Origin of the sequence: Martelella radicis, assembly GCF_014196625.1 — a bacterium.
GTDB classification, from domain to species: Bacteria; Pseudomonadota; Alphaproteobacteria; order Rhizobiales; family Rhizobiaceae; genus Martelella; species Martelella radicis.
Map to the genome: position 1 here is coordinate 19,846 of NZ_JACIDZ010000012.1, position 11,785 is coordinate 31,630.

Genomic DNA, 11,785 nt, shown 5'->3' on the forward strand with positions numbered 1-11,785 from the left:
ATGGCGGAGATCGATTTCATCATCCGCAATGCCCGCCTCGCAGAACAAGAGACGCCGGTCGATATCGCCTTTTCCGGCAGCCGTATCGCATCTGTTGCAAACGGCATTACCTGCGATGCGCCCTCGTTCGATGCCGGCGGCAGGCTGGCCACGCCGGGGCTCACGGAAACCCATATCCACCTCGACAAGGCCGGGATTATCGACCGTTGCGCGCTCTGCGAGGGCACGCTTGCCGAAGCCGTGCGCGAAACCGCGAAGGCCAAGGCGGCCTTCACCGAGGCGGATGTCTACGCTCGCGCCGCAACGGTCGTCGAGCAGGCGATTTCGCATGGCACGACGCTGATGCGCACCTTCGTCGAGATCGATCCGCGCGCGGGCTTCCGCTCCTTCGAGGCGATCAAGGCGATCCGGCGCGATTATGCCGATGCCATCGAGATCATCATCTGCGCCTTTGCCCAGGAGGGGCTGACGAACGACCCGGGCACGGAGGAGATGCTGGCCGAGGCGCTGGCAAACGGCGCCGATCAGCTTGGCGGCTGCCCCTATACCGATGCCGATCCTGCTATCCATGTGACGAAGATCTTCGACCTTGCCGAGCGCTTCGGCGCCAATGTCGATTTCCACGTCGATTTCGACCTGAAGCCGGAGGGCTCCAATCTTGGTGCAATCATCGCCGAGACGAAGCGGCGCGGCTATCAGGAGCGCGTCTCCATCGGTCACGTCACCAAGCTTTCCGCGCTTGAACCGGACGCCTTTGCCGAAGCGCTTGCGGCACTTGCCGAGGCGGGCATCGCGCTGACCGTGCTGCCGGCGACCGATCTTTACCTCAATGGCCGCGAGTTCACGCATCTGGTGCCGCGCGGGATGACGCCCGGCCACAGGCTGATTGCGGCGGGCGGCATCGCCACGCTCTCCACCAACAATGTGCTGAACCCGTTCACCCCTTTCGGCGATGCCTCGCTGATGCGCATGGCCAATCTCTACGCCAATATCGCCCAGCTCGGCACGCCGGACGATCTTGCGACCGTCTACGACATGATGTCCGGGCAGGCGGAGCGGCTGCTGGGGCGAGAGCCCGCCGCCATCGTGGAAGGCGGACCGGCGACGGTGGTGCTGTTTGATGCGGAAAACCCGGCCGAGGCCGTGGCGAGGGTGGCGCCGGCCCTTTGCGGCTGGCGAAACGGGAAAAGGACCTTCGAGCGTCCGCCAGCCCGGATTTTCTGTTCATCGGGCGGATGAAACACGAGGGCGTGGCCGGATCGGCACGCAAATTGCATTAAGTCAGCTTGGGAGACCGTTTTGTGCATGTGAAAGGCGATTTGCATGATCACGGATCAGAACGGCACGATTGATGTCCGATTTTTACGCACGACCTTCCTTCTGTTGAGCGAACAGAACGTCTCGCGCGTCGCAGCCAGGCTCGGCCAGAGCCAGCCTTCCGTCAGCGCGGTGCTGAAACGCGCGCGCTTGGTTTTCGATGATCCGCTTCTGGTCAGGAGCGGGCAGGGCATGGCCGTGACGGAGCGGGGAGAGGCGGTGCGGACCTCGCTCGGCCGCATCCTGGCGGAACTCAGCGAGACGATCAGCCCGGAAGAGGCCTTCGATCCGGCCACCACCGCTTTCGCCATGCGGGTCTCGGCGATGAGCTGTTTCAACGGTTTTCTCATTCCGCCGATTGCCGAACGGCTGCGCAAGGAGGCTCCGGCCGCTTCGATCGACTTTTTTGCGCCCTCGGAAAATGACGATCTGACCGAGCAATTGAGTTCCGGAGCGTCCGATCTGCTCGTTGCCAACTGGCCGGCGCCACATGAAAGCCTGCGCTCCAGCACGATCTTCGATTGCGAGACCGCCTGCATCATGCGGGCCGATCATCCCTTTGCCGGAAACGGCAGCATGTCGTTGGACGATTACCTCGACCTGCCGCACCTCTCGCTCGGCTCGGTCGTGCGCCCTTCCTTCAGTCCCATCGGCGGACGGCTCAAGCAGCTTGGCGTCAACCGCCGGGTGGCGCTGTCCGTCCCCGAATATGCGCTGGTGCCGCCGGTGATCGCGCGCACCGACCTGATCTTCACGACGGCGCGGCCCTATGCCGAGTTCGTTGTGGACCGCTATCCGGATTACGGCCTCTGCGTCGTTCCCGCGCCGCGCGATTTTGGCAATATGCGGCTTTATCTCCTCTGGCACGAACGCGCGCACAAGAGCCCGGCCAATCGCTGGGTTCGCAATCTTATTCGTGATGTTTCAAGGCGTTACGGTGCGGATCTGGAAGCGCGGCCGACGCCTGCCGCCATGGCCGGTCTTGCCGAACTCGCGGCGGTATAAGCCGGAGCCTATACCGCATATAACTCACGGCGGAATTGCCGAACGTCAAATGCCATGATCATAATGTAGGCACAAATCGAAATTGCATAAAACTTAGTCCGGTTTATCTGCCGTGCCGAGCCTTGTTGCTCGCGCCGCCGGCGGAGCTTTGCCCGGACGATGGATGGAAGGAAGGCCAAATGCCGCTCAAATCGCACTGGTGGTGGGATCACACGACCAAGGACTTCACCGATATGGACATGTCGGAATTCGTCGCGATCCTGCCGGTGGCAGCCGTCGAGCAGCATGGCCCGCACCTGCCGGTCCGCGTCGATAGCGCCATCAATGCCGGGATCATCAATCGCGCCGTCGAGATCATGCCCGACGACATGAAGGTTCTGGTCCTGCCGATGCAGGCAATCGGCAAGTCGGTCGAGCATCTGGAATATCCGGGCACGCTGACGCTGTCCTACGAGACGCTCGCCCGCCTCTGGTTCGAGATCGGCGAGAGCGTGGCGCGCGCAGGCTGCAAGAAGATCATCTTCGCCAATTCCCATGGCGGCCAGCCGCAGGTGATGGAAATCGTCTGCCGCGAGCTTCGCATCAAATGCGGCATGTTCGCCGTCTCCTCATGGGTGTCCGACGGCGCAAGCCAAGCCGCACTCTACAGCGAGCACGAGCTGAAGCACGGCATCCATGGCGGCGAATCCGAAACCTCGACCATGCTGCATCTGCATCCCGATCTGGTCGACATGCAGTATGCCGATGACTTCCAGCCCATGTCGGTGGAGATGGAGCGCGGCAATCAGGTGCTGACGGCGGAAGGGCGGATCGGCTTCGGCTGGCAGACCCAGGACCTGCACCCCTCCGGCGCCTGCGGTAACGCCGCAGCTGCCGACGCTGAACGCGGCAAGATCCATGTCGAGCGTTCCGCTCAGAGCCTCGTGGCGCTTGCTGAAGAGGTTCTCGCCTTCCCGATGGAGCGGCTCACCCAGAAGACCATGTTCAAGGACTGATCGCTTGCTGGCCCGAAACCCGACATCTGCTGTTTCAAAGCGCGTCGAACACCTCACCCTGAAAGACGGTGTGGTGCTGGCGGCGGATGTCTATCGGCCGGCGGGCGAGGGGGGCTGGCCGGTTCTTCTGATGCGCCAGCCCTATGGCAAGGAAATCGCCTCCACCGTCGTCCTCGCCCATCCCTCCTGGTATGCCCGCCACGGCTACCTCGTGGTGGTGCAGGATGTGCGCGGCATGGGGGCGTCGGAAGGTGATTTCGATTGCCTGCGCCAGGAATTGAGCGATGGCGTGGAAACGGTCGCGTGGGCACGGGGCCTTGACGGCTGCAACGGAAAGATCGGGCTTTACGGCTTTTCCTATCAGGCGATCACGCAATATCTGGCGCTTGCCGGCGGCGCGAAGGTCGATGCCATGGCGCCGGCCATGGGGTCCTTCGCGCCGGAGAAGGACTGGGCCTATGAGGGCGGCGCGCCGCGCTATGCCGGCATGGTCGGCTGGGCGAAGCAGATGGCGTTGCTGAAAGTCGCCCATGACGGTGACCGCGAGACCCATGCCGCCCTGTCGACCCTGAGCGGCCTCGCGGAAATCGCGCGCTATCTCTGCGAACGCCCGGATCTCTCCCACCTCAGGCGCTGGCTCGACAATGCCGAACGCGACTGGGATCAGGTCTCCCCGGAGCGCCTGTTGAAGGACGCCCCGCTCGACATCCCGGTTCTGCATACCGGCGGCTGGTTCGACTTCATGCTGGAGGGCACGCTCGGCGCCGACAGAGCCTTTCGTGATGCATCGCCGAAGACGGCCCATCTTGCCGTCGGACCATGGACGCACATGCCATGGAACGGGGCGAGCGGCGCGGCCCGTATCCCGGAGGCGGAGACGTATTCGGTCGATCGCGCCAATATCGCCTTCTTCGATTTCTATCTGAAGGGCAAGGGCGCACCGCCGCGGTCGCTGACCCTCTTCGATATGGGCGCGAAGGTATGGACGCAACTTGATCAGTGGCCCGCGACGACGGAACGGACACTGGCTCTTACATCCGGCGGGCTTGCCGCCACCCTTGCCAATGACGGCAGGCTTGGCGATGAGCCGGGCAATGGCGAGGACGTGCTCGTCAGCGATCCCTTCCGCCCGGCGCCGCTTGTCGGCGGCCATGTCGGCGAGCCGTCGGGCTTCGTCGATCGGGCTCCGGCCGACGATCGCTCCGATGTCGCCGTCTACACCTCCGCGCCCCAGGCTTCACCCTTCACCCTTTGCGGGCCCGTCAGGGCCGACATCACCATATCGACGGAAGCACCGGTCTTCGATCTCGTTGCCACGCTCTCTTTGGTCACCCCCACCGGAAGCGCGAACGTGATCCAGACCGGCATTACCCGTACGAAAAACACGGGTGCGCCGGTGAGCGTCGGTTTGCGTGCGGCCTATGTCACAGTGCCGGCGGGCTTCAGCCTTCGCCTGTCGCTGCAGGCCGCCGCCTGGCCCGCCTTTTCTCTCCACGCACAAGACCCGGCAATGGCCGGCGGGCCGGATGCCAGCCCGCTGACGCTGGCGATCCGCCACGAAGCCAGCCGTCTCGTGCTTTCCGTTCTGAATGAGGACACCGCAAATGGCGCCTAAGCCCTATCTCACCCTCGACAATGTTTCGGCGACCTATGGCGATACAACGGCCGTTTCGGGCCTGACCATCGAAGTGCCCAAGGGCGAGCTTTTGTCGCTGCTCGGCCCGTCCGGCTGCGGCAAGACGACGACGCTCCGGATGATCGCCGGCTTCGTTGAGCCCTCGGGCGGCCGCATCATCCTCAACGACAAGGACATCAGCCACAAGCCGGTGCACAAGCGCAATATCGGCGTCGTCTTCCAGTCCTATGCGCTGTTTCCGCATCTGACCGTGATCGACAATGTCGGCTTCGGCCTCAGGATGCGCAACGCCTCGCGCGCCGAGTGGCGGGAGCGGGCGGCGAAGACGCTGGAAACCGTCGGCCTCAGCCCCTATGCCGACCGCTATCCCGGTCAACTTTCCGGCGGCCAGCAGCAGCGCGTTGCCCTTGCCCGCGCGCTGGTGATCGAGCCGGATGTGCTGCTTCTGGACGAGCCGCTGTCGAACCTCGACGCCAATTTGCGCGCCGATATGCGCAACGAAATCCGCTCGCTGCAGCAGCGTCTCGGCATCACCACCATCTTCGTCACCCACGACCAGTCCGAAGCGCTTTCCATGTCGGACCGCGTGGCGGTGATGAGCAAGGGCGTGATGAGCGAGATCGGCACGCCGCTTGCGCTTTGCGACCAGCCGAAGAGCCCGTTTACCGCGACCTTCCTCGGCCACCGCACGGTGATCGACGGCAAGGTGGAAAATGGCGTGTTTTCGGCCCCCGGCATCACCTGCGCCGGCGCTCCGGAAAAGGCCACCAAACTGGTGCTGCGCGCCTCAAGGCTGCGCTTCGGCCAGGAGAATTCCCCGCTTTCGGTTTCAGGAACGCTCGTCAATGCAGCCTATCTTGGCGAGACCTATGAAGCCGATATCCAGGCCGCCTGCGGCATGATCCGGCTTGTCGTTCCGTCCGACACGCCGCCGCCGCCGGTCGGCACTGCATGCCAGGTCACCGCCGAACCGGGCGGGACCACCTTTATCTAGAAAAACAAAACCAGGAGAACAGCTGTCATGAACATCAAGAGACGTTCCTTCAACAAACTCATTCTGGGCGGCGCCGCCACGCTTGCCGCTCCCTATTCCTTCGTTCGCGCGCAGACGCCGGACCCGAAGCCCGGTGACGAACTGGTCGTCGGCATCTGGGGCGGCACCCAGGAAAAGATCGTCAAGCAGTATATCGAGCCGGTTCTGGTCGACAAATACGGCTGCAAGATCTCCTATGTTCTGGGTGGTACCGTCGAGCGCCGTGCCCGCGCCTATGCAGAACGCGGCCGTCCGAGTTTCGACGTCCTCTACCTCAACATCTTCGAAAGCCGTCAGGCGGTGAAGGACGGCGTCACCCAGCCGGCAAGCGATGCGGTTGAAAACGCCCAGTACCTCTACCCGATCGCCCGCAAAGGCGGTTATGGCGTCGCCATCAACCCCTGCACCATCGTCTACAACAAGACCAAGGCATCCGCCCCGATCACGTCCTGGAAGGACATGTGGAAGCCGGAATGGCAGGGTCGCATCGCATGGCCGAACGGCCTCGGCGCCGAAGGCATTTCCGCGCTGATGATGTCGACGCTTTCCTGGTTCGGCGACCAGACCAAGATGGCGCCGGAAGGCTTCGACAAGGTCAAGGAACTGAAGCCGTTTGCCGCCATCCAGGGCAGCCAGGCGCAGCTCTTCGACATGTTCGACCAGGACATCGCCGACCTTTCGGTCGAGTTCGGCAGCTTCTGCGAAAAATACATCGAGGAACGCAATCCCGATTTCGCGCTGGCCAATCCGGAAGAAGGCAAGGCGCTGGCCATGAACGTCGCCTGCATCACCGAGGGCACGAAGAACCAGAAGCTCGCGGAAGAATGGGTCAACCTGCACCTGTCGCCGGAAGTCATGCAGGCCTATGCCAAGGAGATCTACTACTCCCCGACGGTCACCAACGCCGATATCCCGGCAGACATCCAGAGCAAGCTGATCATGCCCGACCAGATCGACACGCTCGTCGACTTCGACTGGGATTACATCAATGGCAACCGCAACAAATGGCAGTCCATCTACGACCGGGAGATCGCCGGATGAGGAAATGGCTTGGACCGGCGCTTTCAGCGCCGGTCACCATCTGGCTCCTGATCGCTTTTGCCGCGCCTCTTGTCGCGGTGGTATTCCTGTCGCTGCATGAATATTCCGACCCGTTCGGACCGCTGATCCAGTCGCCCTCGCTGCAGCAGTTCATCGATATCGCCTCCGACAGTTTCTACTATCGGGTCGTGTTCGAGACGATCTGGCTGTCGGTCGCGGTCACCATCGTCTCGGCGCTGCTTGGCTACCCCGTGGCCTACTGGCTGGCGCGCATGCCGGGCAAATACCGCGCCTTTGCCTTTGCCATCGTTCTCATTCCGCTTTTGACCAATGTGGTCGTGCGCTCGCTCGGCATCATTCTTCTGCTGTCGCCGGAAGGGCTGATCAACATCGTCACCGGCTGGTTCGGCATTCCGCCGGTCAAGACCATGCTGTTCAACCACGGCGCGGTGATCGTGGCGCTGACCCAGGTGTTCATGCCCTTCATGGTTCTGGCGCTTTACGACAATCTGCAGAACACTTCGCCGCGCGTGCATGAGGCGGCCCAAAGCCTCGGCGCCTCGCCCGCAATCCGCTTTCTGACGGTCGATCTTCCGCTGTCCCTGCCGGGGCTCAAATCCGGCATGATCGTCGTCTTCCTGATGTCCTCGACCTCTTACGTCTCCGCCACCATGCTGGGCGGCAAGAAGGTCTGGACCACCGGCATGCTGGTGCTGCAGGAAGCCATGCACAATCTCAACACGTCGCTCGCCGCAGCGCTTGCACTGGTGATGACCGTCACGGGCCTTGCCTTTGCCGTGCTGGCAACGCTGGCGCTCAACCGGCTGATGACCTGGCGCTACGGCGGCAAGAGCCGGCCGATCGCGCTGCCGCGCTTTGTCGAGCCGGTCGTCAATTTCGCCGGTCCGATTGTCTCCTGGCTGCTGTTTGCCGCCTCGGTCGTCCTGCTTCTGCTCCCGCTCGGCCTGGTTTTCATCCAGAGTTTCAACGATGTGGAACTGGCAACCGCCGCCGGTTTCCGCGGTTTCACGCTGCGCTGGTATCACGAGGTCTTCGTCTCCGGCTATTACACGGATTCCTTCATCGTCTCGGTCAAGGTGGCGCTGGCGGCTCTTGCCGTGTCGCTGATCATTGCGGTGCCTGCAGCCTTTGCGCTGGCGCGCTTTCCCTTCCGGGGCCGCTCGGCGCTGCTCGCCTTCTGGCTGCTGCCGCTGACGTTGCCGCATGTGGCGCTCGGCGTCGGCATGCTGAAGCTCCTGCAGATCTATGTGGCCGTGCCGGCCTTTATCGGCCTCGTGGCGATCCATGTCGTGGTCATCCTGCCCTTTGCCATCACGCTCCTGACGGCATCGGTGATTGGGCTGGACGAGGCACAGGAAGAGGCAGCGGCAAGCCTTGGCGCCAATGCCTGGAAACGCTTCCTGCTGGTGATCGTGCCGGGGTTGTTGCCGGGCCTGTTCGCCACCTCGATTGTCGGGTTCCTCTTAAGCTTCGACGAGGTGACGGTGACGAGTTTCCTCACCACGGCGCGGCTGACGACCCTGCCGGTGCGCCTCTACGCCGAAGCCTCCTTCGAACTGAGGCCGACAGCGCATGCGCTCTCCTCCGTGCTGATCCTGCTGACCATCGTGCTGCTCGCCGTCGTCGGCCGCTTCGTGCGGCTGGACAGGCTTTATGCAAGGTAGTGTAGTGGGTCGGGAATCCGATTTCCTCTTTTGCATAGGAGAAGTCGGATTTCGGTCAATGCATGCCATCGGCTCCCGTCTACCCTTTCTCCGTCATCCCGGCCTTGAGCCGGGGTCCAGGGCTAAGTCAAGGGGGCCTGCGTGATCATGGTCAGCATGGCCCGAGAGAAGACAACACAGGATGCCGGCTCAAGGCCGGCATGACGGGGTGTTTATGGAGGGCTGTGCCGTAAAAAGGTGCCCACCGTCTGACAAGGCATCAGGCTAGAACTCAATCCGCCATCTCCCGCATCACGGTCCGGATATTCTCCACGAACACGCTGGCAATTGCCGAAATATTGCGCCGCCCGCCGATCAGCATCAATTGCTGGGTTTCGGACTGGAACTCCCGCACCGGCACATAGACGAGCCGGCCCATGCGGCTTTCAAACGCGATATCGAAGGGCGTGAGGAAGGTGAGATAACCTTCGCTCATGGCGAGATGACGCATCATCTCGATCGAATTGGCCTCCACCGCGAATGACAGCTGCAGGTTTGCGCGGGAAAAGACCTGTTCGATATGCGGACGGATCGCCGTGGTCGGGTCGGCGCCGGCGACCGGATAGCCGACGCATTCGGACAGGCGCACGCTGGTGGAACGCGCCAGCGGGTGGTCGGGCGCGACCGCGATGCCCAGTCGTCCGACGGCGATCTCAAGAATACTGATATCCGCATCCGACGGAAAATCGAATCCCAGCCCCATATCGGCCTCGCCGGCGCGCACCGCGTTGCGGATATCATCGCCCGTCGTCATCAGCATCATCCTGACGCTGATGCCCGGATTGGCGCGCTGAAAACGGCCGACGGCGCGCGGCAGGAGGTTGGCGGCAAGGCCGCTCATCAGCGCGATCGTAACGACCCCGCGGCGCAAACCCTTCAGGTCCTCCATCATCGCCTCGGCGCGGTTCATGCCCTTCAGCGTCTCGCGCACATGGCCGATGAGGATTTCACCGGCCGCCGTCAGCGTCAGGCGCCTGCGGCTGCGGTCGAAGAGCTGGGTGTCCAACGCTTCCTCCAGCGCCGCGATCTGACGCGAGATGGCGGAGGCGGAGACATTCAGCCGTTCGGCCGTCTTGCGCACAGACCCCGTGCGGGCGACCTCGTCCAGATAATTGAGCAGGCGACCGTGGAGCATGGCGGATTCCCTATGTTGCCTTTCAGGCAACATTCTATGCGAAAATAAATGCTTTTAAAGCGACAAAAACTACAGCACCATAGCGTCAGTGCTGAAGGCGTCATGGGCCACCGCAAAGCGATTTTTCCCCAGCAGATGCGGCGGTTTCAGCCTTCGGTTCCGGCATGAGCGGTTAATTAAGGTCTCCCACCACCTTGAAATGCTCCGCGCCGCTCATGCCGGCCCCTGTTTGCGTCAGAAAAGAATTCCAGAGGGTCCCATGCTTACCTATGCATTCGAACAGGTCGAAAAGGCCGAAGTCTTCAAGATCGCGCCGACCGACACCAATTATTTCGCGATCCTGTTTGATCCGAAGAAGGACGAGATCGACAATATCTTCGTCATCGAGATATTCACCGTCGGCGGCGCGACGCCCCCGAACGAACACAGCCATGCGCATGAATTCTTCTATGTGATCGAGGGCGAGGGCATCGCCTCCAGCGACGGCGAGGAAATGCCGATCAAGAAGGGCGACGCGCTGATGCTGCGTCCGGGGTCTGAGCATGTGGTGAAGAATACCGGCTCCTCGAAGCTCTACACGCTGACGGTGATGACGCCGAACCAGGATTTTGCCGAACTGATCCGCTCCGGCGAGCGCGTGTCGCTTGATGCGGAAGACCTGAAGGTGCTGACCGGGAAGGCGGCCTGATGCGGAAAGACGCCGATGCCCTGCCGCTCGGCCCCTCGCGGCTGAACCGGTGGCAGGTTTCAAAAGGCCGTGTCGACATGATCCGGCCGCAGCCTGACCCGCGTCCGCTTGCCGTGAAGGATCAGGAGCGCGAGATCGTCTTCGATCTGAACCGCACGGCCATCATTGTCATCGACATGCAGAATGATTTCTGCCACCCCGATGGCTGGCTTGCCGGCATCGGGGTTGACGTGACGCCCGCGCGCGCGCCGATCGAACCGTTGCAGCGCCTGCTGCCCGGCTTGCGTGAAGCCGAAGTGCCGGTCATCTGGCTCAACTGGGGCAATCGGCCGGATAAGGCCAACCTGCCGCCCTCCACACTCCACGTCTACAAGCCCACGGGGCGGGAAACCGGCATCGGCGATCCGCTGCCCAATGGCGCACATGTTCTGGAAAAGGGCAGCTGGGCGGCGGCCGTGGTCGACGAACTGGAGATCGCGGAAACCGACATTTCCGTCGACAAGTTCCGCATGTCGGGCTTTCAGGATACCGAACTCGACAGCGTGCTGCGCAATCTCGGCGTCACCACCGTGCTCTTTGCCGGCGTCAATGCCGACCAGTGCGTGCTCTGCACGCTGCAGGACGCCAATTTCCTCGGCTATGACTGCATTATGGTGGAGGATTGCTCGGCAACCACCTCGCCGCAATTCTGCATGGACGCCACCCTTTACAACACACGCCAGTGCTTCGGCTTCGTCTGTTCCGCAGACGATATCGTCGCCGGCCTTTCACGAGCAGACGCATGACACAGCAAGACAAGGACGCCGCCGTTCAGCCCGTCAACCTTCCCGACGTTCTGGAAGAGGTCACCAGGCTTTGCGACCTCTACGAAAAGGCGCTGATGGACAACGACCTCGATACGCTGGACGCGCTGTTCTGGGATAGCGAGAACACGCTGCGCTACGGCGTTGGCGAGAACCTTTACGGCATTTCCGAAATCCGCGATTTCCGCAAGGGGCGCTCGGGCGGTTCGCCGCAGCGCGACGTCATCCGCCGCCAGATCACCACCTTCGGCAAGGACTGCGCGGTCTGCGACCTCGAGTTCCAGCGGCCGGGCGCTGCCGTTCGCGGTCGCCAGAGCCAGACCTGGATCCGCACGGCCAATGGCTGGAAGGTTGCCGCCGCTCATGTCTCGCTGATGGGCAATTCACATTAAAATCGATTAGCCGGTC

The 11,785-nt window shown here is 62.5% G+C and carries 11 protein-coding genes; 10 read left to right on the forward strand and 1 reads right to left on the reverse strand.

Translation table 11 applies throughout. The features are described from left to right. The 7 genes from GGR30_RS16510 (at window position 1) to GGR30_RS16540 (ending at window position 8,712) form a co-directional block, all read left to right on the forward strand. A complete protein-coding gene (locus tag GGR30_RS16510) occupies window positions 1-1,239 on the forward strand; it encodes an amidohydrolase family protein (RefSeq protein ID WP_183488361.1) in 1,239 nt (412 codons plus the stop codon). A gap of 84 nt (window positions 1,240-1,323) precedes the next feature. Then, complete coding sequence (locus GGR30_RS16515) at window positions 1,324-2,322, forward strand: LysR substrate-binding domain-containing protein (RefSeq protein WP_183488363.1); 999 nt, start codon at window positions 1,324-1,326, stop codon at window positions 2,320-2,322. A 179-nt stretch (window positions 2,323-2,501) separates the two neighbouring features. Then, window positions 2,502-3,317: a creatininase family protein gene (locus GGR30_RS16520; RefSeq protein WP_183488366.1), complete on the forward strand. Its 816-nt coding sequence runs from the start codon at window positions 2,502-2,504 to the stop codon at window positions 3,315-3,317. A gap of 4 nt (window positions 3,318-3,321) precedes the next feature. Next, window positions 3,322-4,932 (forward strand): CocE/NonD family hydrolase, encoded by a 1,611-nt coding sequence (locus GGR30_RS16525; RefSeq protein ID WP_246413980.1) that lies wholly within the window; start codon window positions 3,322-3,324, stop codon window positions 4,930-4,932. After that, window positions 4,922-5,947, forward strand: a complete 1,026-nt coding sequence (locus tag GGR30_RS16530) for an ABC transporter ATP-binding protein (protein WP_183488370.1) — start codon at window positions 4,922-4,924, stop codon at window positions 5,945-5,947. Before GGR30_RS16525 ends, GGR30_RS16530 begins: the two co-directional genes overlap by 11 nt. 27 nt (window positions 5,948-5,974) lie before the next feature. Then, entirely contained in the window at window positions 5,975-7,027 is a 1,053-nt protein-coding gene (locus GGR30_RS16535) for an ABC transporter substrate-binding protein (protein ID WP_183488372.1), read from the forward strand. Further along, complete coding sequence (locus GGR30_RS16540) at window positions 7,024-8,712, forward strand: ABC transporter permease subunit (protein ID WP_183488374.1); 1,689 nt, start codon at window positions 7,024-7,026, stop codon at window positions 8,710-8,712. The genes GGR30_RS16535 and GGR30_RS16540 overlap by 4 nt, the downstream gene beginning before the upstream one ends. A 271-nt stretch (window positions 8,713-8,983) precedes the next feature. On the opposite strand, the gene GGR30_RS16545 is transcribed toward GGR30_RS16540, so the two are convergent. Then, window positions 8,984-9,886 carry a LysR family transcriptional regulator gene (locus tag GGR30_RS16545; RefSeq protein ID WP_183488376.1) on the reverse strand — a complete coding sequence of 301 codons (903 nt, stop codon included), beginning with the start codon at window positions 9,884-9,886 and terminating at the stop codon, window positions 8,984-8,986. 259 nt (window positions 9,887-10,145) lie between these two features. Between GGR30_RS16545 and GGR30_RS16550 the strand changes: the two genes are divergently transcribed. From GGR30_RS16550 to hpxZ, 3 genes are read left to right on the forward strand one after another with little or no spacing between them, the layout of a single operon-like run. After that, window positions 10,146-10,574 carry a cupin domain-containing protein gene (locus tag GGR30_RS16550; RefSeq protein WP_183488378.1) on the forward strand — a complete coding sequence of 143 codons (429 nt, stop codon included), beginning with the start codon at window positions 10,146-10,148 and terminating at the stop codon, window positions 10,572-10,574. Then, complete coding sequence (locus GGR30_RS16555; RefSeq protein ID WP_183488380.1) at window positions 10,574-11,359, forward strand: cysteine hydrolase family protein; 786 nt, start codon at window positions 10,574-10,576, stop codon at window positions 11,357-11,359. Before GGR30_RS16550 ends, GGR30_RS16555 begins: the two co-directional genes overlap by 1 nt. After that, on the forward strand, window positions 11,356-11,769 hold the full coding sequence (gene hpxZ, locus GGR30_RS16560) for an oxalurate catabolism protein HpxZ (RefSeq protein ID WP_183488382.1): 414 nt from the start codon (window positions 11,356-11,358) through the stop codon (window positions 11,767-11,769). Before GGR30_RS16555 ends, hpxZ begins: the two co-directional genes overlap by 4 nt. Window positions 11,770-11,785: the final 16 nt, after the last annotated feature.